This window comes from Algoriphagus boritolerans DSM 17298 = JCM 18970, from assembly GCF_900108085.1.
In the GTDB taxonomy this organism is placed as follows: Bacteria; Bacteroidota; Bacteroidia; order Cytophagales; family Cyclobacteriaceae; genus Algoriphagus; species Algoriphagus boritolerans.
Genome location: NZ_FNVR01000001.1, coordinates 78,559 through 102,340, shown reverse-complemented (window position 1 = coordinate 102,340; position 23,782 = coordinate 78,559). Strand labels below are relative to the sequence as shown.

At 42.6% G+C, this 23,782-nt stretch carries 18 protein-coding genes; 8 read left to right on the top strand and 10 right to left on the bottom strand.

Features of this window, described 5'->3' with window-relative positions:
* Positions 1–27: 27 nt before the first annotated feature.
* The 6 genes from C4S61_RS00435 to C4S61_RS00410 all read right to left on the bottom strand — a co-directional run bounded on the left by C4S61_RS00435 (position 28) and on the right by C4S61_RS00410 (position 8,367).
* Positions 28–1,347, bottom strand: a complete 1,320-nt coding sequence (locus C4S61_RS00435; RefSeq protein WP_103922828.1) for a UDP-glucose dehydrogenase family protein — start codon at positions 1,345–1,347, stop codon at positions 28–30.
* A gap of 21 nt (positions 1,348–1,368) precedes the next feature.
* Positions 1,369–3,924, bottom strand: a complete 2,556-nt coding sequence (locus C4S61_RS00430) for an SLBB domain-containing protein (RefSeq protein WP_103923140.1) — start codon at positions 3,922–3,924, stop codon at positions 1,369–1,371.
* A gap of 212 nt (positions 3,925–4,136) precedes the next feature.
* Positions 4,137–4,655: a DeoR family transcriptional regulator gene (locus C4S61_RS00425; RefSeq protein ID WP_103922827.1), complete on the bottom strand. Its 519-nt coding sequence runs from the start codon at positions 4,653–4,655 to the stop codon at positions 4,137–4,139.
* Between the two features lie 108 nt (positions 4,656–4,763).
* Positions 4,764–5,135 carry a hypothetical protein gene (locus tag C4S61_RS00420; protein ID WP_103922826.1) on the bottom strand — a complete coding sequence of 124 codons (372 nt, stop codon included), beginning with the start codon at positions 5,133–5,135 and terminating at the stop codon, positions 4,764–4,766.
* Between the two features lie 6 nt (positions 5,136–5,141).
* Positions 5,142–7,556: a penicillin acylase family protein gene (locus tag C4S61_RS00415; RefSeq protein ID WP_103922825.1), complete on the bottom strand. Its 2,415-nt coding sequence runs from the start codon at positions 7,554–7,556 to the stop codon at positions 5,142–5,144.
* Between the two features lie 235 nt (positions 7,557–7,791).
* Complete coding sequence (locus C4S61_RS00410; protein ID WP_103923139.1) at positions 7,792–8,367, bottom strand: DUF2911 domain-containing protein; 576 nt, start codon at positions 8,365–8,367, stop codon at positions 7,792–7,794.
* Positions 8,368–8,605: 238 nt separating this feature from the next.
* Here C4S61_RS00410 and C4S61_RS00405 point away from each other — a divergent pair, with 238 nt between their 5' ends.
* Complete coding sequence (locus tag C4S61_RS00405) at positions 8,606–9,649, top strand: endonuclease/exonuclease/phosphatase family protein (RefSeq protein WP_103922824.1); 1,044 nt, start codon at positions 8,606–8,608, stop codon at positions 9,647–9,649.
* On the opposite strand, the gene C4S61_RS00400 is transcribed toward C4S61_RS00405, so the two are convergent.
* A complete protein-coding gene (locus tag C4S61_RS00400; protein ID WP_103922823.1) occupies positions 9,639–11,900 on the bottom strand; it encodes an efflux RND transporter permease subunit in 2,262 nt (753 codons plus the stop codon). The two genes, C4S61_RS00405 and C4S61_RS00400, sit on opposite strands and share 11 nt — an antisense overlap.
* A 124-nt stretch (positions 11,901–12,024) precedes the next feature.
* Between C4S61_RS00400 and C4S61_RS00395 the strand changes: the two genes are divergently transcribed.
* Together C4S61_RS00395 and C4S61_RS00390 are read left to right on the top strand one after the other, a co-directional pair.
* Positions 12,025–12,819, top strand: coding sequence for a thymidylate synthase (locus C4S61_RS00395; RefSeq protein WP_103922822.1), 795 nt, complete (start codon positions 12,025–12,027; stop codon positions 12,817–12,819).
* Between the two features lie 147 nt (positions 12,820–12,966).
* Entirely contained in the window at positions 12,967–13,350 is a 384-nt protein-coding gene (locus tag C4S61_RS00390) for a nuclear transport factor 2 family protein (protein ID WP_160111181.1), read from the top strand.
* Between the two features lie 63 nt (positions 13,351–13,413).
* Here the strand turns inward: C4S61_RS00390 and C4S61_RS00385 are convergent, their stop codons facing one another.
* From C4S61_RS00385 to C4S61_RS00375, 3 genes are all read right to left on the bottom strand, one after another.
* The gene (locus C4S61_RS00385) at positions 13,414–16,227 is read right to left on the bottom strand and encodes a S9 family peptidase (protein WP_103922820.1); all 2,814 of its coding nucleotides are present in this window, start codon (positions 16,225–16,227) and stop codon (positions 13,414–13,416) included.
* Positions 16,228–16,239: 12 nt separating this feature from the next.
* The gene (locus C4S61_RS00380; RefSeq protein ID WP_103922819.1) at positions 16,240–18,159 is read right to left on the bottom strand and encodes a M14 family metallopeptidase; all 1,920 of its coding nucleotides are present in this window, start codon (positions 18,157–18,159) and stop codon (positions 16,240–16,242) included.
* A gap of 88 nt (positions 18,160–18,247) precedes the next feature.
* Positions 18,248–18,772, bottom strand: coding sequence for a hypothetical protein (locus tag C4S61_RS00375; RefSeq protein WP_146064318.1), 525 nt, complete (start codon positions 18,770–18,772; stop codon positions 18,248–18,250).
* Positions 18,773–19,152: 380 nt separating this feature from the next.
* Here C4S61_RS00375 and C4S61_RS00370 point away from each other — a divergent pair, with 380 nt between their 5' ends.
* The 5 genes from C4S61_RS00370 (at position 19,153) to sufD (ending at position 23,781) form a co-directional block, all read left to right on the top strand.
* Positions 19,153–19,626 carry an Lrp/AsnC ligand binding domain-containing protein gene (locus tag C4S61_RS00370; protein WP_103922817.1) on the top strand — a complete coding sequence of 158 codons (474 nt, stop codon included), beginning with the start codon at positions 19,153–19,155 and terminating at the stop codon, positions 19,624–19,626.
* A 241-nt stretch (positions 19,627–19,867) separates the two neighbouring features.
* Positions 19,868–21,313: a Fe-S cluster assembly protein SufB gene (gene sufB / locus C4S61_RS00365; protein ID WP_103922816.1), complete on the top strand. Its 1,446-nt coding sequence runs from the start codon at positions 19,868–19,870 to the stop codon at positions 21,311–21,313.
* A gap of 11 nt (positions 21,314–21,324) precedes the next feature.
* Positions 21,325–21,564 (top strand): four helix bundle protein, encoded by a 240-nt coding sequence (locus C4S61_RS00360; protein WP_103922815.1) that lies wholly within the window; start codon positions 21,325–21,327, stop codon positions 21,562–21,564.
* A gap of 166 nt (positions 21,565–21,730) precedes the next feature.
* The gene (gene sufC, locus C4S61_RS00355; RefSeq protein WP_103922814.1) at positions 21,731–22,495 is read left to right on the top strand and encodes a Fe-S cluster assembly ATPase SufC; all 765 of its coding nucleotides are present in this window, start codon (positions 21,731–21,733) and stop codon (positions 22,493–22,495) included.
* A 17-nt stretch (positions 22,496–22,512) separates the two neighbouring features.
* Entirely contained in the window at positions 22,513–23,781 is a 1,269-nt protein-coding gene (gene sufD, locus C4S61_RS00350; RefSeq protein WP_103922813.1) for a Fe-S cluster assembly protein SufD, read from the top strand.
* The last annotated feature ends 1 nt before the right edge of the window (position 23,782 follow it).

Genomic DNA, 23,782 nt, shown 5'->3' with positions numbered 1-23,782 from the left:
AATTCTTATTTTACCTGAAGTAACCCACTATTTAGCCCCGATTCCAAAGTGGTTGAAGCCTAAAGATTCAAGGTATTTTTTGTCATAGATGTTTCTTCCATCGAAAATCACCTTATTTTTCAGGAGTTTACCAACCACATCCCAGCTAGGGATTCGGAATTCTGACCATTCGGTGACCAAAAGCAATGCATCCGCATCTACCAAGGCATCATAAGCGTCTTTGCAATAAGTCACCTTATCAAAGAGGTAATGTGCTTTGGCTTCTTCCATAGCTACTGGATCATAGGCTCTAACTGTAGCCCCCGCGGCTCTTAGTTCATCTATGATGATACCTGCAGGTGCCTCACGCATATCATCTGTGTTCGGTTTGAAGCTTAAACCCCACATGGCAAAGGTCATTCCGCTCAGATCATCCCCAAAATAAGCCTTCACTTTGTTGGCCAAGACATGTTTTTGGGCATCATTTACATCTTCCACTGCCTGAAGGACTTTCAGATCATAGCCATATTGCTTGGCTGTTTTGATGATGGCTTTCACATCCTTTGGAAAGCATGAGCCACCATATCCTACACCGGGATAGATGAATTTATTGCCAATTCTTGAATCTGAGCCGATGCCTCTTCTAACCATAGCTGCATCCGCCCCTACTTTTTCACAAAGATTGGCAATGTCATTCATGAAGGAGATTTTGGTGGCCAGCATGGCGTTGGCAGCATACTTGGTCATCTCAGCAGAAGGAATGTCCATATAGATCATCCGATCCCCACTTAATTGGAACGGCTTGTATAACCGCCTCATAATTTCTTCGGCTCGCTCATCATCCACTCCAATTACAATTCGATCAGGTTTCAGAAAATCTTCTACGGCTGCACCTTCTTTTAAGAATTCAGGGTTGGAGGCCACGGCAAACGGAAGGTCAGAACCCCGTTTATCTAAAGCAGCTTTGATTGCCGCCCTGACCTTCTCACCGGTAGTCACAGGCACCGTACTTTTGGTAGCCACAACAATATAATCAGTCATTTTTTGACCGATTTCATCAGCGACTGCCAGCACATATTTTAAATCCGCTGAGCCATCTTCACCCGGAGGTGTCCCAACGGCAATAAACGCAACTTCGGCACCCTGGATAGACTCACCCAGATCGGTACTAAATTGAAGGCGGCCACTAGTGAAGTTTCTCACAACCAATTCTTCCAAACCTGGCTCATAAATCGGCATGATACCGTTTTTGAGTTTTTCGATTTTCTTCTGGTCGATGTCCACACAGGTGACTTCGATCCCAACATCAGCAAAACAAGCACCGGATACCAAGCCTACATAACCTGTTCCTATTACGGCAATTTTCATAAATTTTAACTAATTAGAGTGTTATTGTATTAAACGTTCAATCAAAATCCCCAATGTGGCCAAACTCGAGGCAATCCCTATCCAAGTGGCCGGTGTGATTCTCTCACGCTGTGGTTTCTTTGGAACAACGATTTCAGCACCCGGCTCAATTTTGGGATAAAAGTTTATACCTAAAAAAGAACGCGTGCTTCTTGCGTCACCATTTGCATAGATCACATAGGATTTGCTTCTTCTCGCATCTTCGGTAAAGCCCCCGGCTTGAGAAATATAGTTTTTTAGGTTGTTATTTCGAACAAAACGAGTGGTGGTGGGCATCAGCACCTCTCCTACCATACGGATAGTTTGAAGTTCTTTGGGGATCCTTAAAATATCTCCTTCCCTTAGAATCAAGTCTTCTCCGGTACCTGGATTTCTTAAGATTTCCTCTAAGTTAATCCCGATTACATCTTGCTTTTTAAATCTTACCTTATTGAAAACTGTATCTGTAAAAACCGAATCAAAATCGGAACTTTCGGAGAGATTTTCCAGAATTTTCTTTTGTTCTTCAATTAGCTTTCTTTCTTCGATTGCATTTACTTTTCCATCCAATCGCTCAAATAGCAACAATTCAGCTTGATTCAATTGTGCCCTCTTCTCGGGGTCAACTTTTTCACGAATGTCTCTTAAGTTTTTTTCCTTCAATTCTTCCGGAGAGAGTTCTTCAAAATAAATGGTTCTTCTCACCAAGCTAGCTCCTTTGGGATAGGCAAATTGATTCAGGCCACCCGCACGTTTGATCACATCGGAAATCCGCTCGTTTGCTGATGCAATTGCAAATTCCCCGGGATAGTTTACCTCTCCTTCGACTTTGATCAGTTGCTCTCGTTCAAAACCGGGACTTTTTCGGATAAACACATGATCAAACGGCATCAGCGGCTGATTACTTTCCTGCTCAGAAAGCTTTAAATCCGGGTCGATTGTCAGTGTGTACAATTCTGCCAACCTACCCGTTCTCGCATCCCTTACCCTTCTGGCAATCTCAATAGATGAATTTGATGCTGACTGGAGTAAGCCGCCTGCCTGAAGGATCAAATCGCCAACGGTCATTGAGGCTGCGTAAGGAAAAGTCCCCGGAATATTCACCTCTCCGGATATTTTCACATAGGTTTCTTCCTGAATATCATATCGACTTGGAATGAATAGCAAGTCTTCATTTTTCAGCTGGACATCTTCCTCAGAACCATCCAAAATGCCCTGCAGATCCAAGGTAGTGGCAGCTAAAGTCAAATCCTCACTCGTACGGTACAGCGTTGCCCTAGTACGAAAAGCCTCCGGCTTAAGTCCTTGAGATTTTTCAATGAGGCTTTTTACCGAGGAACCATTTTCAAGGGCATATTCACCGGGACGATTGACTGCGCCTGAGACTTGTACCCGATTGACAAACCGGTCCAATGATTCTCCCACTAGAATCTCATCGCCATCTTTGGGATTGAATGAATCAAAATCCGCCTGCTGGACATCAATTACTTTTCGCTCATTATTTTCAATTCTTCTGACTGTAAGACGATCCCGGTATGCCTGACTGGTAAATCCACCTGTGTAAACATATAAGTCTGAAAGAGTTTCCTCGGGTTTTACTTCAAAAAATCCCTCTCGGCGCACAGGCCCTATTATTTCTACACGAGCCTGAAGAGGAGGAACAATAACGACATCGTTATCCTGGAGTGTAATATTGGACTGAGAATTTCCTTTGGAAACGAACTCGTAAATATCAACTGAAGCTACTAGCCGGCTATCCCGATAAACCTGGATATTTCTGAAAGACCCATTTTCATTCGGCCCACCTGCTGCAAAAAGTCCGTTGAAAACAGATGCAAAAGAAGGCAAAGTATAGGTTCCGGGTCGGGAAAGTTCTCCGACCATTGAAACTTTGATGGAGCGAATATTTCCCAACCTTACTTGAAGGAATGTATTGGGATTTGATCCTAAAAGCCCTGAATAAATCCGACCAAGGGATGACCTCAATCTTGCTGAAACTGCTTCAATAGATGCTCCTCCCACTTGAACAGGACCTACATTTGGAATCAAAATCATGCCTTCTGGAGAAACATTTACATCAAATGATTGCTGGGAAGCTCCATAAACATCAATTAAAAGCTGATCGCCTGATCCTACTATATATCCCTGCGGCGTGGGGATATTCAGGCTGGGATTAAAATCCAATTCTCTGTTGTGAAACAATTTAAACCCAAAAATCTTCTTTTGATAGGGAGTCAAATCATAGTACGGATCTGATCTACGCAAGGAATCAAACAAATCATTTTGCGTTTGATCACCGGCGCCCCTTCCCTGTTGTGATCCTGAAATGCCACTCTGAGGATTCACAGTATCCTGCAGTTGCAAAATCCGTTGGCGCAGCTTGTTCGCTTCAATGGGAGACAGTCCTTGCTCTCGAGCCATAGCTTCCAGCTGGGCGGTGGTCATTCCACTTCCTTCAGCTCGCTTGATCAACTGCTCAATCTGCGCATCAGATAATTTATCGACTTCTAAATTTCTTAAATCACTTAGGTTTTGAGCTGACGCAGCGCCCAAAAACATAAAGAAGAAGATAATCCAAAGAACCAGAATTCTGGGTATATATTGATTATGAAAGTCTTTCACTTTTTTTTCTTGAAAATAACAGATTCTCATTTTAGCGATGCCAAAATTGCATCTTTTACTTTAATTCTTTGCACTGGATACAGCTTCGCCCAGTCAGTCACATAGTGTGCCTAGCATACAGCATTTTTTAATTTAACAGTTAAAAAAAATTAAATCCCTGCCTCTCGGTCAAAAAGAATCAATCCGCCGGATGAAATCCGGCCGGTAGCCAAAGTGAAGACCACTTTTCGCTCAATTAATTGCTCCAAACGATTTGTGAGATAATTGATGTAATCATCGTTGAGATTAGCTCCCGTGACCAGAACGTCGATTGTACCGGTATCGCTACCTCTGGCAATATCTCCGGTTAACACCACTTGCTCCACCTCTCCCATTCTTTCCAGAATCTGTTCCAAAAGCATATCCAGTCCCAGATATTTTCTGATGATATCTCGAATGTTGGTATAAAACGGGTGTCTGATATTCGCTTGGTATTCTATCTTATTTTTATCGGAATGCTTGATCAAAATCCCTGCACCGGTAAGATTATTAAGCTCTTTTCTAATTGCATTGGTAGATTCACCAAATTCATCCGCCAAACCACGGAGATGGCTGTGGTTTTGGGAATTAACGAAAAATTTAATCAAGAGCCGTAGTCGGGTCTTGGATGTGATTAAAGATTCAAGCATAAAAAATCGGTTAAATAATGAGTAACAAAGGTACTCATTCCGATTAACTGAGAAAATAAAAAGGATATTTTCGTTTAATAAAACGAAGATTTTTCAGCCTGACTTCAATTAGCCCTTGTACACATTTTGAGGGGTTTTCCGGAGCATAATACGAAACAATACCCCAGTCCATCCACTAAATGCCCCAAGAATAAACCCGACCAAACCGGTGATTCCAACCAAAGTCATCCCTGAACCAAGCCCCATCAAATCCCCCATCCTATCCGGCAATGAACTACCTGTGGTGACTCCCAGATAGATGCTCTGACCAAGCCAGGTAAGTCCCATTCCGAGTCCACCTCCCAGAAACCCACCAATGCCATTGGGGTAGACCAATGCGCTTAACGCCCCAATTGCGATCATCACTACCCAAAAGGGGGCAATTGGATTCAGAAACACAACCACAATCGCTGTCAATAGTGTTAAAAATATAAATCTCATCGCTGTTTACTTTAAGGAAGTTTTGAAAAGGATATCTTCTTGATTTTCTATGGTTCTAAGGTTAAAGTTCAAATATTCACCATTTGCCCAGATGGGAATAAAATTAGCGTAAAACTTGCTTCCCGGATTACCTGATTGACCACCTGGATAGACTCCAATGGCTTCGATCTCCGGCCCCAACTCCACGATCATTCTCCAACTTGCCCCATGTCTACTTCCCGTTGCATTTAGCATACCGGAGCCTCCTCCGGTGTAGACATTGGTAACAGAAAATGAGTTGAAATTAGGAACCAGATGCTGTATGGTGGTTTTTTTGAAATTAGCCCAAGAATAATCTCCCTCCTCAAGTTCCCACTTTTTCATGGCAACAAGTAAGGAATCAAAACCACGTTTAACATGATCTGCCGCTGTTTCGATGCCTTCTGTTGATTTTATATCAAAGATTGAATCGTTGGGAGATTTGGTCAATAATTCCACAGTTTGGTAACTGTTTGGCAGGACAACTGGAACCCCTATTTCCCTAAATTCCCTCCAGATACTTTCGAATACTTCCGAAGACCAAATCGAATATAATGTTTGCCCCTTTTGATTTGGATCTGCAAAATAATCCCATGATCTCAGCTCTTGAAGGTATTTTTCTGCCGCGGGATCATCCACCTTATGCGTACCGAGCAAGTTGATCATCACCGGAAGTGCTTCTGCCGCCTGAAGATTAAAATCGTCGAATTGTAAGGTTTTCATATCCTCAACGGTAATCTGCTCCATCTCTCGAAGTCTACTGTTTAGTCGCCTATTTCTGTAGTGCTCGTAAGAATTATCGAAAACATAGTACGGATAGGAGGGGTCGACGGGATGCTGATTGCTTGAAGATACAAACCCACGCTCGGGGTTCAGGGTGGCCGGATTGTGTTCGTTTGGAATGTATCCCTGCCATTCCATTTGTGGATTGGCTCCATCCATAAAAAACTTGCCTTGTTCGGTCCATTTCAGGGGAAATTTACCCTGAATCCGCATCCCGATATCTCCGGATACGGAGGCAAATCCAAAGTTTTGAGCCGGTGAAGTATAATAATCCAGAGCGGAGTTATAGTCACCAAAATTTTTGGCCTTATTCAGGAGAATGAATGTTTTTTGCTCATTTGAACCCATATGGACAGTCCACTTCAATGCGAAATTCACATCCTGTCTTTCGCTTCCAAAGGTTCGGTCATAGACCACCGGACCATGATGGGTATAGATCACCGTGTCCAAAAACACTTCCTGTCCCTTTACTTTTATTTCTTCAATTCTGTAGGACGACTGTCTCCATTCATTCCCGTATTTATAAGCTTTTCGGGTATCGTCCTGAAAAGTGATTTTGTACCAATCCCGCGCATCCTTTGTGGCATTGGTTACACCCCAGGCAATATGCTCATTGAAACCGGAGATCACGCCCAAGGCACCGGGAAGTGTGGCTCCTTTTACACTGTGCGTGGGAGTACTCAACTGCATCGCATACCATAGCGAAGGTAAATTCAAACTTAAATGAGGATCATTTGCCAGGATGGGATTCCCATTCTTGGTCTTTTTACCCGCTACAGCCCAATTATTGGAACCTGTTCCTTCGATGGGCTGATTAAGCGGATTGATCAGGAGCGTTTCATCGGGATAATTAAGGGAGTCAGGTTTTGAAATTGGAACCGGAGTAAAATCCCATACTTTTTCAGCCTCAATGATAGGATCATTTTCGGAGGGAAATTCAGGAAATAGCCTGTTCAGACCCGCTTCGCCAAGAATTTTTCGAAGGTTGGTATACTCAAGATCCCGATCTCCTACCAACATATCAGACATATATTTGAGAAGCAGGAGCGTTTTGTAGGCAGACCAAGATTCCGGTCGATAATTTAGGATTTTATATTCCACGGAAAGTCTCGCGTCTGAAAGCTCCGCGATGTATTGATTTACCCCATCTGCATAGGCTTCTATCAGTCGTAGTGTCTCCGGATCATTCTCTTGGATATACTGCAACCCCATTTCGGCACCATAGGTCAACCCTTTTCTACGGGTCATCCGATCCAACTCCAGAGCAATGGGACCTACAAATTCAGAAATTCTTCCGGCAGCAGCCATCGTCTGAAATTCCATTTGCCAAAGTCGGTGCTGGGCCGTCACATAACCCTGAGCCCGATAAAGATCCAACTCATCTCCGGCAAAAATGTGCGGAATCAGATTTTTATCATATACCACTTCGACAGGGCCATTGAGATTTGCCAGATGCATCTCATTCCTGGCAAGCTGATCTTCACTTAGCGTATTCTGCCAAAAACCATGATTAGGATCGAGCAATGGAGCAATCGGTGGGATTTGACCAATGGGAATTGAAACAATTACTGCCAAAGAAATGCTGATGGCCAAAACCAAAAAGAATGAAACGTACTTCATCGGAGTATGGACTTGGATAAATGATTGATAAAGGAGGCACTGAATAATAAAACACGTTTGGATTGGAAGGTTTAGCTCTACGATAAAACCAAAACAAATGAGGCTGTCTCAAAAGAAATTTCAGTGTGAGCCTGAGTGGAGGCAAAGGCCATTTCGAGGGAATTGGATGACATTTCGACTTCGCCCTATGTGACATTCGGTCCTTTTGATACAGCCTGATTCTTAACAGTCAAGACTATTGAACAGCAATCGGTAACTTGAGTTTTTCCCATCGAATTACTAATCCCGGAGATTCAATGTCGATGGACAGTTTCTCTGCCGATGAGCTTTCCCAAGTTGGCGAAACCTGTACTCTTAGGACGTCATTTTTTTCATCGTATTGAAAGTGACCATGTTCAAGCTCCCAGTCAGAGTTAAAAATCACGGTCCAAGGCCCGCTTTCTTTTGGTATGGTGAAAAGGGAATATTTTCCAGCAGGAAGTGTTTTGCCTTCGACACTAATATCCTGAGGAATATCGATGTAGGTCGCCTCATTTGCACCTGTTCGCCATACAACATTGTAGGGCACCAGATCACCCCAAATTGTCCGGCCTTTCACGGAAGGGGATCCATAGTGAATGCTTATTTTTTTGCCGGCTATTTGACCTTCTTTGATTTCCAGAGGACTTGGACGTTGTTCTTCCGAAGCAACTTCCGTAGAAACGGCCCCTTCGTTTGAAGATCCTTCCGAGGTTTCAGGAGTTTTTGGCTGGCAGGCTAAAAATAATCCGAAAGCCAGGGCGATCAACCAGATATTGAAAAGCTTTTTCATAGAGTAGATGATTAATGAGTAGGTAAGGACGTAAAAATAATCCAATTCGCTTGATTCCAAATAATAGACACGAATTGGTTTTTTCTTTTTCTGATTTTATTTGATTGATAGGATAACCTGAGAAAGTTTATCCCTTTGTACGGATTTTGATCCTAAATCCGATTCTAAATGGGGAATTTGGTTCAAAAATTGCCATTTTTGGTTTCAGGATCGTTTACATGCACTCAACCCTATTCAAATGAAATTTGTAACCGGACTGGTATTTTTGATATCTCTCCTTCTTTTTTTGAGTGTTTTTATTTCGCCGGAGGTATTTCCTTATGCAGGATTACTCCCTTTCCTTATTCCTCCTATCCTTATTGTCAACTTTTTCCTTTTGGCAATTTTGATTTTAGCCTGGAGAAGACTGGCATTTTTACCACTTATTACTCTGATCATTGGTTATCGATTTTTACTAATCACTTTTCAGTATCATACAAAAGATGACCAAGCCGAAGGGCTGAAAGTCTTAAGCTATAATGCACACGGTTTTTTCTATAAAAAAGAAGAAACCACGGAAGGAGAACCCAACGTCTTTACCTGGCTGGCAGACCATCCTGCTGACGTGAAAGCAATCCAGGAATTCTATCAAGACCATACTTCTGCCGGTAGAAATGCAATCAAAATCATCGGTAAAAATGGAGAATACGAGCACTCTTATCATATTGTAAATGGTAACAAAAAGAGAAGATCCTTTGGAATGGCTATTTTTTCCAAATACCCAATTGTAAATGAGGGGGTGATATTTGACAACCAGAGAAACAACGGGACGATTTTCGCCGATATCCAAGTGGGAGGAGACACGATCCGCATCTACAATACCCACTTGCAGTCCATGGCTATCGAGGCCGAGTCGCTGGAAAGTTATGAAAAGGCGAAGCTTGTCTACAGACAAACTTTAGGAAAACTACATCGAGGGAGTCTTGCCCGATCCCAGCAACTTTCCATTCTTTTTGAGCACCTCAACAACAGTCCGCATCCGGTAATCCTAATGGGCGATCTAAACGAGATTCCTTATTCGTATGCGTATTTCAAACTGAGCCAAAAATTGGTCAATGCCTTCGAAAAAGCCGGAAGAGGATTTGAATTCACCTATAATCGCGTCCTATTTTTTCTTCGTATAGACCATATTTTCGCTGATCCATCGCTGACTCCGGTCCATTTCAATACCCATCGGGAAGTAGACTATTCTGATCATTATCCGGTGACAGCCACATTTACCTGGGAAGGGTTCAATCCTTAATTCTTGCTTTGGACTTCTTATCCCAAGCTTTTTTCAGCGGGAAAAGTAGAATTGGCAAAAGAAATAAATCAGCCAAAAGCGCAAAAATCAAGGTTACACTAATCAGTAATCCCGTAAAGTGTGTCACTCCGAATTGGCTGAAACTCAGTAATGCAAAACCCACGACCAGAATAACTGTGGTAAGGAAAATGGCACGTCCAGCCTCCAAAAAAGTGCGCTTGATGGCGTAAAGTAAGTTTTTCCCTCTGTCCAATTCTGTCTTTAGCTTAGCCATAAAGTGGATGGAATCATCCACCGCGATACCAAATGCAACGGTAAAAAGTATCGAAGTGGTCAACTTGAATTCAATGCCGAGCAAATACATCAGCCCCAGCATCCAAACTAATGGGATGACATTGGGAATCAGGAGAATAAAGGAAAGTCTCCAAGAACGAAACAAAAATCCTGCGATCAGCCCCACCACAGCAAATGCGACTATTAGCCCTTGCAGCATTTGTTTTGTCACCGATTCGTGTCCCCGGTCGATCAGATAGGCTGTTCCTGTCCATCTAACTTTCAGGAAATCAGGGTTGATTTCTCTTTGGACGAAATCCAGGATTTCAGCTCGTCTTTTTCCCATTTCCAGACTTCCCAGATCTTCCACTCTTGAACTGATTCGGCCAGATTGCTGATCAGAACTCAGCACTTTTGGCCCCTCTATTTTGACTAGCTGATCAAAATAGCGGCGCATTCTGAGGTATTGTCCCTGAGATGGAAAAGTAAATGCAGCGGTGCTTCCCTGGTTTTGAGCTTGATTCAGCGTTTTGATGAGGCTCAGTGGGGAGACATATTGCCTTTCACCCAATGTTTCCGAAAGCTTCCCTTCCAATTTTTCAATTTCTTTTAATGCTTCGAAGTCAAGTAGTGAGGACACACGCTGTCCTGCTTCCAGGTAAATCTCCATCGGATTAGATCCGCCAAACTCGCTATCGAAATACTTGAAATTCTCCTGTATTGGATGATCAGTCGGAAGGTTGTCCAAGAGAAAACCATTCACCTTAAGCTGCCCACCGAATATCACGGCTAATACTGTCACACCAAAAAAAGCGGAAAGCACCAACCTCCTATGTTTTAAAATCCACAAGAACAATCCATTCAGTGTTGAAAATGACTTCGCTTGGGTCGCTTGTTTGCCAGAAAGGGGAAAAAGATAGAGTAATCCGGGAGTGAGAAGAAGTATGACCAAAAAGTTGAGCAAAATTCCGATTCCTGTCCATAGGCCAAACCCTTTCAGAGCTGGAATCGAAGTGAAATAAAGTGACAAAAAACCGACTGCAGTCGTCAAAATCGTCAACCCCACCGCAAATGTGAGCTCCTGGAATGTCTCGAATATCGCCACGTCCTTTGGATAGCCTTCGCGGAGCTTTTTTGTGAGTTGGGTGAAGTAATGTACCAAAGCACTTAATCCCACGATCAAAAATATCGTCGGCTGCATGACTGACATGATATCGAGTGATCTCCCGGCGTAGAGAATCAGGGCAAATGTCCACAAAATTCCCATACCCAAAACCAAAATCGGTACGATCACTCCCCACCCACTTCGAAATATTAAAACCAGTGTCAGCAAAATCAACACGAGTGATGCCCCCAGAAAAAGTCCAAATTCTGCCTGCATCAGGGTCACAAAATCGCCCTGAGTTTGAATTTTTCCTGCAATTGCTTTAGGAATAATTTCATTCGCTCTAAAGACTTCTTGAATCTGATGATAGAGCGTATCTCCCTGTTCTTTACTGAGATTTGAATCATTTTTGATCAAAAAAAGCAAACTTTCCCCATCACTGGAAATAAGTGAACCTTTGAACTGACTCAGTTTAGTCGAAGTCTGCTTTAACTTATCTTCATTTTCCCAGTCGAAGACTTTGGAATAACTGATACCGAAAAGACCAATCACCGGCAGCTCCAAATCCAGTATAGAAATCAAGGTATCCACACCGCTGAGTTGTGAAATGCCTTCCTTTATCAAGTCACATTTTTCGAGAAAAGATTTTGCTATCAGATTTCCATTTTCATTCTGTAGTGCAATGAGTAAGTAGTCATTATCGCTTTCGAAGTCTTTCTCAAACTGTTGATAGAAAGCTAAATCCGAATCATCCTGTGGAAAAAACTGTTCAAAATCGTAATCAAAGGAAGGAATCGGCGGAAAAACCAAAATAAAAATGCTCAATAAAACCCCAAATCCAAGGAGGGCAAAAGCAGGTTGTTTTCTGAACATTCGGGTGCAGGGAATGTAAATTATCGGTTTTATGAAGGTACTTTTTTAAAAAAGCAAAGCACACAAATTGTTTATAAATTATTCGAATCACTTAACTTGCCAACAAAGAATTTCCGCTCGAAATATGCAGCAGTACCACGATTTGATGAAGCGAATCCTCGCTGAAGGAGTTAAAAAATCAGACCGAACAGGAACCGGAACCATCTCTGTTTTTGGACATCAGATGCGGTTTAATCTGGCCGAGGGCTTTCCGGTAGTGACCACCAAAAAGCTACATCTCCGCTCCATCATTGTGGAGCTACTTTGGTTTCTCAGAGGAGAAAGTAACATCACCTGGCTCAAAGAAAACGGCGTGTCCATTTGGGACGAGTGGGCTGATGAAAATGGGGATCTCGGACCTGTCTATGGCTATCAGTGGAGACACTGGCCTGACGGAAAAGGCGGTGAAATCGACCAGATCAAAAATCTGATCCACCAAATCAAAACCAAGCCGGATAGCCGACGGCACATCGTCAGCGCATGGAATGTAGCCGATGTGGATCACATGGCCCTACCTCCTTGCCATACGATTTTCCAGTTTTATGTGGCAGACGGCAAGCTTTCCTGCCAACTCTATCAGCGCAGTGCCGATGTGTTTTTGGGAGTGCCATTCAATATCGCTTCCTATGCACTTTTCACGATGATGGTGGCACAAGTTTGTGACTTGATTCCCGGAGATTTTGTCCACACATTTGGAGACGCACACCTGTATCTTAACCATTTGGAGCAGGCAGAACTTCAACTCAGCAGGGACATCCGTCCCCTGCCCACCATGAAAATCAACCCCAACGTCAAGGATATTTTCGGATTCAAGTATGAGGATTTCGAACTCCTCAATTATGACCCGCATCCGCATATCAAAGCGGCAGTGGCGGTTTGATAAAAAGGGAATTTATAATTTGAAATTTTAGTTGAAATCGGGTATCCACTGAGCCCAAGCCACTACGAATGGTTTTCACTTACCAAAGATTCACCGACAAATAACCCTATGGCCGCGAAGGTCATTAAGCCATTAACTGTTTTAGCTATGGAAAATGAAAAACGGGAAAAACTGATCGAGGCTTACCTTGCAGCATACAATAGCAAGGATGTAAAAGGCATGATCGAGCATTTGGATGAACGTGTTGTCTTTAAAAATTTTTCGTCAGGAGCGTTAACACATTTTTTTGAAGGGAAAAACGCATTCAAAAAGCAGGCAGAAGAGGCCTTGGATTATTTTTCAGAACGGAAGCAAACTGTTGAGTTCATTACTCACCGGGAAGGTGAAAGTGAAGTTCGTATTTCCTATTGGGCGATTGCAGCAGTAGATTTTCCAAATGGAATCAATAAAGGGCAAGAGATTGAGTTAAAAGGGAAATCGATTTTCAAATTTACAGATTCAAAAATTTCAGAAATTGAGGATTTTTCCTGAAATAAAAAGCTTTCCCCAAAAATGAAAAGCCCCGAATTGTTTAAAATCCGGGGCTTTTGCCTTTTAGTTTCCTAACTCATATTTGAGGGTTTTCCCTTTTTCCACAGCGGAAACCCCTTCGGTCATCCAAAGCGGAGCAGGTGCACCTTTGAGATAATGATCAAAGAATTGACTCAAACGGATGGAGAGGTCTTTGGCATTTTTTCGCTGTGTCAAATTGTGATCCTCTCCATTGTACTGAAGCAACCAAGCCGGTTTGTTCAATCGCTTCAAAGCCATAAACATCTCAATACCCTGATACCAAGGCACCGCCCCATCGGCATCATTGTGCATGATCAATACGGGCGTCTGCACCCGGTCCATTGTGAACAGAGGAGAGTTTTCGAGGAAATAAAGCGGTTTTTCCCAGAGGGTTCCCCCAATTCTGGATTGAGTTTGCTCATACTGGAACATCCTGCTCATTCCTGTTCCCCAACGGATTCCACCATAGGCTGATGTCATATTGACTACCGGCGCACCGGCACCTGCGGCTTTAAACATATTCGTTTTGGTGATGAGGTAAGCAACCTGATACCCTCCCCAACTTTGGCCTTGGATCGCCATATTTTCGGTATCCACTCCTCCCTTGGCAATCACAGCCTGTACTCCAGGAATGATGCAGTTGTAGGCACTTGGTCCCGGTAGGCCGAGGTCATACTTGATATCCGGCACGAAAACCAGGTAGTCATTACTCACGAAGAAAGGAATGTTGATTGTGGATCTACTTGGTGCAGGAGCCCGATAGTTGTGGTAGGTATCGCTGTTTCGCTCATAGAAATACACCATCATGGGGTACTTTTTGGAAGAATCAAATCCTTCCGGCTTGAAAAGCAATCCTTGAAGCGGAGTCCCGTCATTGGCCAGGTAAGAAATCAATTCCACACTTCCCCAATTTATTCCTGCCTGCTGTGGATTGAGATTGGAGGCCTTTGTAAGGTTTTTGAATGTCAGATCAGTCAGGTAGACATCTGGATTTTCACGGTAAGTTGATCTTCTTACCAAAATCCGGTTGGATTCTTTGGCTTTGGTCAACCCCATGTAGCGATGTGCCGACATAATCAATTGCTTGGGAGCCGTTTTTCCATCGTAAGAACTTGTAAAAAAGCCATTGTCCTTGTTCACTTCATTAAAAGCTGAAAGAATCAAAGGCTCATTCGGATCGATGGACGTTTCATCTGCTTTCAGGCGCTCTCTTCGGAAAGTGATTTGCTTATTTCGGCCTTCCCCCAGGGTCAAGTTTATGGCTTCCGAAGGGCTTTTAGGATCGATCTTCCAGATGTCAAAGCGGTCATTGATCAGGATCGCAGCATCACCTGCCAACCAGCCTATACTTCCATAACTACCCGGTAAAGAGGGTGAATCATGCAATTCTTCGAAAAAAGGAACAGGTAGGGCTTTGGTGAGATTGATTTTCGCGTTGGATTGGATGTCAAAGGCCACCCAGGAACTGTCTCTTGAATCATACCAATAAGCATATTTTCCTTCAGGAGAAAGCCTCGGCGATCCGGAGGCATTTTTCTCGATAAGCGTTTTTGCTCCTGTTTTCAAATCGACCCAATAGACATCACGACCGATTTGAATATCCCAACTATAGGCTCGTCTGTAAGGATCATTAGTCCAGGCCAAAGCGATGCCTTTGGTGATTTTATTCTCCAGCATGACATTGTCCAGTTCGGGAGTGGCCAGTTGGATGACTTTTCCTGTACCGGTTTCCAAGACTGCGGTAAAGGTCTTTTTCTCTTCAGATGACCGATTGACCAGCTGCATGGGCTGAATCTCTGAGTCCTGCCAACCCCAAATATCCAAGCTCACACGCTCTTCATCCAAAATCGTGGTATCGTTGGCATAGGCATAGTCTACATAATCCTTGGCTACGCCAAAAAACATTCTGCTTTCGTCCTCAGAAAATCGAACATTACCATCCGGGCTTATTCTGCCTCCAGCGAGGATTCCCGGGGTAGTTTTCTCTATCCGATGAGAAAAAGACCCTGATGAAATCTGATACAAATAAAGTGTATGAACCGGTTTTTTAGACTTCAGAGAATCAGCTGTGGCAATGAAAGACAAATACTTGGACTTCGGGGAAAAAGCAACATTCGAGTAAGTGGTCATCTTTTCATGCACCAACTTACTTTCTCCGGAAGTAAGATTCAGGATATAAATCGCTGCGTTGTCCAAGGTGTCTTCTTCTGCCAAGGTGTACTGGAAAAAATCTCCATTTGGAGCAAAACCAAAGCTTTTCACCCGATCAAACTCCCAGAATTTGGTGCCCTCCAAGTTCCGCACCAGCAGCTTGGTCCCGTCAGTTTTTTTAGGTTTTTCGGCTTTTGCGGAAGAGTCGGCAGGATCGGATTTTTTGGGCAATTCTTTTTCAAAATGAATGGCAATCCAGTTTCCCTTTTCGGTAGGAATCGCAAAAGATTTCACCCGAGGAAGTTTTTCTACTTTTCCAGAGGTCAGGTTCATGATGAACAAACTGTCTTTTGGCAAGTCATCCGCTTTCTTTTTTTGAAGCTTCAGTGCTCTGACGGAATCTTTTTGAGCGACAATCTTGCCGACAACATAGGCATCATCAGGAGTAAAGTTGAAGCCCGAAGCCCTTGGGATGATGGTCTTTTGATTGGGAGTTTGATACGGGAACACTTCCAATCGACCATCTCCATCCTGAGGGGAAATCTGGTAGCCGACAAATTGGCCGTTGTTGGTGATTTTTACAGAAGAAAGACTCTCCCATCCATCATAATCTGCATGGGTCAAGGACCGTTTTTGCTGTGCAAAAGAAAATTGCACCGACAAAACCAAGCCAAAAACCCAAGTCCATCGCTTCACTAATAACATAATAATATTCACTTATTGGTTTAGGGTAAATTCTCTCTCAAAATAGCCACCTCGGGTAGAGGAAAGTCTGATTTTACCTTTTACAGCTTCATTTCCTTCCACTTTAACCTTAAATGTGGCTGTCTTTTTCTCTCCAACTTCAGTGTAACCGGAGTAAATGGTCTTATCGTAGAGGGATGGAGTCGTGATTTTTACTTTGGCATTTTCATAGCCTTTGGTCCATTCTTTGTCAAAATCCAGTGACACTCTGTCTTCCTGCACAATTTTCACCAATTTGGCTTGTTCCAATGCCACAGGTAATTGACCGGAATTGGTCCATTCGAGTGTGACTTCAAATTCACCTTCTGATAGTTTCTTTACTCTCAGATCGGAAATAGTCAACTGAGGAAGTCTTTTGGCCATGGCGAGATTGAATAGCGCTTGCTTTTTCGCCCAGTTTTCCAACTGCCAGGCGGGACCATTCTGTGCAAAAAACTTGGGGTGAAACCCGCCGATTTCTACTTCTCCCAGCTGAGGATGATTGAATGAAGTCCATGGCTTGAATCCTCGGCTTCCATTTTCTTCGTCATCCCACATCAGTCCATCGTATTCGTCATAAATGCCATCGCTGTCATAATCTTTCATCGCACCGCCGTTCCAGAGTTCATCCCCATACCAAATACTACCATAATAGAAGTACCCAAAATCGGGTCCATGCCCAAAAAGTGGTTCGGGCTTCAATGGATCTCCAGTCATGGAATTGACTTTGTATCGGGTGGAATAAGTCTCATATACATCACCGGCCCAAGGATATCCGGTAAAAGAAAGTCCCAGCTCATCCATCTCTTTATATATAGCAAGATCCTGAGGGTACATGCGTTCTTCAGACTTGGAGGTGGATGGTGGACGAAGGTGCATAGGCACTCGGGTGTCCATGGAATTTACCACTGAGATATTCGGGTGGCTGAGCATCCAAAGTGCTGTGGATCGTGTTTCGAGCTCACTGAGGGGGTATTCTCCAGCACCGCCTTGCGTATATCCTCTACCCGTAAGATCTCCACCTGAGTTGGGCCTCCAGTTTTCGGGATAATTTCTGTGTAAGTCCAGCCCACCAATACCATCTTCATTGAAATTGCCGTCACCATCGTTGTCAATTCCCTCTGTATAACCCAAATATTCCCCTTTTCCGGGAAAAGTCCGCTTCATTAATCTGCCTTTAGAATCCTTTGGGTCAATAATGAAATTGGCCTTTTCTTTCTCCTCAGGAGTGATGGCCTTTTTTCTTATCTGGTAGATGATTCCATCCCCATCCAGATCTTCTTCAGGATCTTCATCCAAAAGCCCATCTCGGTCATTGTCGTAAGGCCGCACGGTACTTCTGTTCCGCTGCTCTGTAAACAAATAAAGGTTAGATCCATCCGGATTATTCTGAGGACGGAGGTAAATTGCTTTGGTATCAATCAGGGCAGTGATTTCCGGATCTTTGCCGTAGTTCTCCAGCAAATGCTGGGTCAGCCAGAGGATGGATTCACTGGAGGTGATTTCACCGGAATGTCTTCCTCCTTCAAAATAGGCCGCAGGTTTGTCTGTATCTTTTCCTGTTTTTTTATTGGTCAAGGTCATTTGATAGACCGGCCGTCCTTCAAAGGACTCCCCAATCACATACAAGTCGACTATATCAGGAAATTGGGTCGCCCATTTTTCATACCAGGCGTACATCACATCCACCGTATGATATTTTTCAAAGGTGAGTGTTTCACCCGGTGTATATTCTACTTCGGGAAAAACGAACTTTTTGAAAAATGAGGGACCGTGGCGCTCTCCAGAAACCGTATGGAACTTCAATTTTTCATTTTTCTCGGGAAAAAGTTTTTCGGCTTCAAAGCTTCGGACTTGAGCCATTGTTATACCCGAAGCGAAGCATAGAATTGGTAAAATGGTGGTTTTTCTCATGGCTGGATAGAATTGTAAGCTTAAAAATAAGAAAGCTCCACAATGCAGAACCAACCGCTCAAAAAAAAGACCGGATTAACCAGTCTAACTATTTTTTTATTGTTAACTCAAATCGTTCCGATCTGTAGTTTTCATATCCCGGAACAGGCTTACAATCCGGTAATTTGCGGATCATGTGGTCCAATCGTTCCTTGAGCCCTTTGTCCACTTCACCCAAAACTTCAAAACCGGAGACTCGTCCTTTTGAGTTCACGTCCAGCAAAATTTTAACCTCGTCCAATTCCTGGCTTTTCTTAGTTCTGAACAAAAAGGGAGAATAGCTATCGATCATCTCCAGTGTTTGCTCAGGCCATGCCCAATGCGAGTTAAGGTTTTTGGCATTATTTTCTTCTAACTGGGATAGGGGAGAGCGCTTCAATTCTTCGGGCCTGGAAAAATCCTCCGAATGAGCAACCGACAGAAGCTTGTGAATGGTGAGTCTTTGAAACTGAACAAAACCCAAATATTCAGCAGATTCGGAATTTTGCTGCGCCCTCGCATCACCGTTCCCATTGGGAAAAGTCATTGCAAAACCCCAAATAGCACAGGCAATTAGTCTTTTGAAAAGCAACATTTTTTGCATAAACCAAAAGTAGAATGAATTATGCGTTTTTAAAAATTTAAAATGCAATTTTTTGTATTTTAAATTTTTTTTCTGAAAACAAAAAAGTCTTGCCAAAGACAAGACTCTTTTCAGAATATAAACCCAAATATAACTTTAGAGATTAAAAGTTTTCGAACTTAAAATTAAATCTTCGGTTTTTGAAGCAATTATAAACTTAAATACAAATTAATTATTTCAAAACCAAATTTTCAATCGTATTTAATAAGATAGCCCAAAGTAAATGGATTTTGAGATTAATTACAAATTGAAAAAATAATTTTGCAATATTTTGAACAATCTCTAATTTACAGGCTCATTTATTATAAATCATCTAAATCCTCTGCAAGAAAATGGACAAAATTTTAGATATTGACAACGTAGACTTGAAAATAATCTCATTGTTAAATGAGGATGCGAAAACTCCTTACACCGAAATCGCCAAAAAGGTATTTGTATCCTCAGGTACTGTCCATGTGAGAATGAAAAAACTGGAGGACATGGGTATAGTCAAAAGCGCGACTTTAAACATTGACTTTTCGAAGCTTGGCTATGACATTTCAGCATTTCTGGGAATTTATCTCGAAAAGAGTTCTTTGTACGATAATGTCATCGAGAAACTGAAAGAAATTCCAGAAGTGGTGAGCGGCTACTACACGACTGGAAATTATTCCATTTTCGCTAAGATCATCTGCAGAGACACCAACCACCTGCGTTTGGTACTCGATAGTATCCAAAAAGTAGAAGGAATCGACAGAACCGAAACATTAATTGTTTTGGAAGAAAGTATAAATAGACCGATTCAATTCTTTGATAAAGAGAAATAACACTATTTAGATTAAATCTAGATAAATAAATTATTGCCAATAGCATATCGTAATATGAATTCAGCCTAAGCCGGATTCATATTTTTTTTATTTCTAAAAACGGCTAAATGGGGGATTTTAGGCTATTTTTAGATTTGTTTTTATATCTCTCATAGATTTTTCGAATCGCTGCGAACATAATATTTTGATATAATGTTATACCTTCGCATTTAAAATGTAATTAGTCTAAATAACTCAGACCATGAGCAAAGACAACACGATTTTAGAGGAATTAACATCCAAGGAATATGAACATGGCTGGTCGGTCAATTACGAGGCCGATGAAGCCCCGCTAGGTCTTAATGAAGGAATCATCCAATGGATTTCTGCGAAAAAAGAAGAACCTAAATGGCTATTGGAATGGAGGTTAAAAGCTTTTAGGACGTGGCTGACCATGACCGAACCGAAGTGGGCAAATGTCCATTATCCAAAAATCGATCTTCAGGCACTCCGTTATTATTCTGCTCCAAAACAAAAAAAGAGTGCAAAAAACCTGGATGAAGTTGATCCTGAATTGATAGCAATTTATGAGCGATTGGGAATCTCCCTCAACGAGCAAAAGAGATTGGAAGGGATTGCCGTAGACGCGGTACTTGATTCTGTCTCTGTAGCGACGACTTTTAGAGGTACACTTTCCAAGCTTGGTATTGTATTCTGCTCATTCAGTGAGGCGGTCAAAGAGCATCCAGAATTGGTGAAAAAATACCTGGGCTCAGTTGTACCGATGACGGACAATTATTATGCGGCGTTGAACTCAGCAGTCTTCTCTGACGGGTCATTTTGCTACATACCAAAGGGGGTACGTTGTCCAATGGAGCTTTCGACTTATTTCCGAATCAATGCCGCGAATACGGGTCAGTTTGAGCGTACACTGATCGTAGCGGAAGACGAATCTTATGTCTCCTACCTTGAAGGTTGCACCGCTCCTCAGCGTGACGAGAATCAACTTCATGCCGCTGTGGTAGAGATCTACGCCGGAGCGCATGCAGAAGTGAAATATTCAACCGTTCAAAACTGGTTTCCAGGCGACAAAAACGGTAAAGGCGGTATCTATAACTTCGTGACCAAGCGAGGAATCTGCGCAGGTGACTATTCCAAAATCTCCTGGACACAAGTAGAGACTGGTTCTGCAGTGACATGGAAGTATCCTTCCTGTATTCTTAAAGGAGATCACTCGATCGGTGAATTCTATTCTGTAGCGGTGACCAACAACTATCAGCAGGCAGATACCGGAACGAAGATGATTCACATTGGAAAAAACACCAAGTCAAGAATCGTATCCAAAGGAATATCTGCCGGAAAATCACAAAACTCCTATCGGGGCCAAGTGCAAGTAATGAAGCGAGCCGATAACGCTCGAAATTTCTCACAATGTGACTCATTATTAATGGGTAATCGCTGTGGAGCACATACCTTCCCCTACATCGATATCAATAACACCAGTGCCAAAGTGGAACACGAGGCAACCACCTCGAAGATTGGAGAAGATCAGATTTTCTACTGCAACCAGCGGGGAATCGCCACTGAAGATGCAGTAGCCCTGATCGTCAATGGCTACGCCAAAGAGGTCCTTAATCAGCTTCCAATGGAATTTGCAGTCGAAGCACAGAAGTTGTTGGCGTTGACGCTTGAAGGGTCAGTCGGCTAAAAGCAGTTGAAATTTGGAAAAAGGCCAGAAGCTTTGCCAAAGAAATCTGGGAATTATCCTTAATAAATGGTTTTAAAAAGGATTTCAGCCTTAGAAATCAAATAAATTCTTCATCCGGATCTGTGCCGGATTACATCGCCGAAGGTTTCGAAAGAGAAGGGAACAAAAAATTTATCAATTTCTTCAGCATCGCAAAAGGCTCCGCAGGAGAAACTAGGTCGCAACTCTATAGGACCTTTGATAGACAATAGATATTAGTGAAGAAAACTTCACGAAATGGGAACTAACAGTTCTGAAATTTATAAATCAATTTCGGACTTTATTAAATATTTAAAAGAGAGTGAGTTTCGTGGCAAAAAATTCAAAACGGAATAGAACGCTACCCGATCTCAAATTTCAAATGTCAAATATCGAATTATGTTAAGTATAAAAAATCTACACGCATCCATCCAAGGAACAGAAATCCTGAGAGGAATCAATCTGGAAGTTAAAGCTGGTGAAGTGCATGCGATCATGGGACCCAATGGTTCGGGAAAGTCAACTTTAGCTTCTGTACTTGCCGGACGGGAGGAATTTGAGGTGACCGAAGGAGAAGTGATTTTTAAAGGCAAAAATCTATTGGATCTCGCTCCTGAGGATCGCGCTCGCGAAGGTGTTTTCCTGGCTTTCCAATATCCTGTAGAAATTCCCGGAGTCTCTTCTACCAATTTCCTAAGAACAGCAGTGAATCAGGTGCGTGAATACAGAGGATTGGAAGCTTTGGACGCAGTGAAGTTTTTGACCTTGATGAAGGAGAAAATGAAACTTGTCGAAATTGATCAGAAACTACTCAGCAGATCGCTGAATGAAGGTTTTTCCGGAGGAGAAAAGAAGCGAAACGAGATATTCCAGATGGCAATGTTGGATCCGAGTCTGTCTATTTTGGATGAAACTGACTCCGGACTTGACATCGACGCGTTGCGAATCGTTTCCAACGGTGTGAATCAATTGAAATCAGATAAAAATGCGACGATCTTAGTCACTCACTATCAGCGTCTTCTTGATTACATCGTGCCGGATTACGTGCACGTGCTCTATAATGGACGAATCGTAAAATCCGGGTTAAAAGAATTGGCTTTGGAACTCGAAGAAAAAGGCTACGACTGGATCAAAGAAGAAGTCGATTCCGCAGCCACCGTCTAAACTCAACACCAACACACATGAGTACCTTGACAAAACAAGATCCATTTAGCCGTCTTTTAGAGTCAGCTCCCACAAACTTTACAGCTGCCAGAATATTGGCAAAAGAATGCTATTTAGCCCAGGGTATACCCCTCGCTAAAGCTGAAGAATATAAGTTTACCAACGTCGGGAAGAAGTTGGAGCAAAACATCACCAACTTCTTCAACGCAGACTCTTTTGAAGTTTCGGAAGAACTGATAAAATCTTCCATTTTCGAAGGTTTTAAAGGAGATGTATTGGTGTTTTCCAACGGAAAATTCCTACCAGCTCATTCTGCCAAAATTAAAGGCATAGAAGTTTCTGTGCTATCCGAAAAATCTGATTTGGCATTGGGATCCATCGCAAAACCTGAGAAGGATCCCTTTGCTGCCTTAAATCAGGCTTCTTTTGAAAATGGGATTTTTATCTCCATTCCAAAGAAAGCACAGATCCTAAAGCCAATTCTTTTACTTTTCTTTAACCAAGCTAATGAAGGTCAAGTAATTCAACCTCGAGTTTGGATCGAAGCAGGTGATTTTGCGGAAGTGACGTTCATCGAACAGAGCGTTAGCCTTGGTGAAACAGCCTATTTTGTCAACAAAGTAGTAGAGTTGAAAGGTGGAATTAATACCCAACTACACTACTACAGACTTCAGAACGAAGGAAAGCCTGTTCTTGAAGTAAGCAACATCGAATCGGACATTCAAAAGGACGCGAGATTCACTTCTGTAACTATTTCCCTCTCAGGAGATTTGGTTAGAAACAACCTAAGCTTTAACCTCCTTGGAAGCAATTCTGAGGGAAACATGTACGGAATCTATTTGCTCAATGGTAAGTCGCATGTTGACAATCACACCAACGTAGATCATACGATTCCGCATGCTGAATCCCATGAGCTTTATAAAGGAATTTTAGCAGATCAGAGTCGTGGAGTATTCAACGGGAAGATTTTTGTCCGCCAGGATGCGCAGAAGACTAATGCTTTCCAGCAAAATAATAACATCCTCCTTTCAGATGATGCCATTATCAACACCAAGCCGCAATTGGAGATTTGGGCAGATGATGTCAAGTGCTCTCACGGCTGTACGGTAGGTCAACTTGATGAAGAGGCACTTTTCTATCTTCAGGCCAGGGGCATTGACAAAATGCAGGCAAAAGGTCTTTTGCTTTATGCATTCGCAGGAGAAGTATTGGAAAAAATACAAGAAGAAAGTTTCCGAACTTATTGCGACACGCTCATTCAGGAGCGCTTAGGCAGCAAATTCTAAA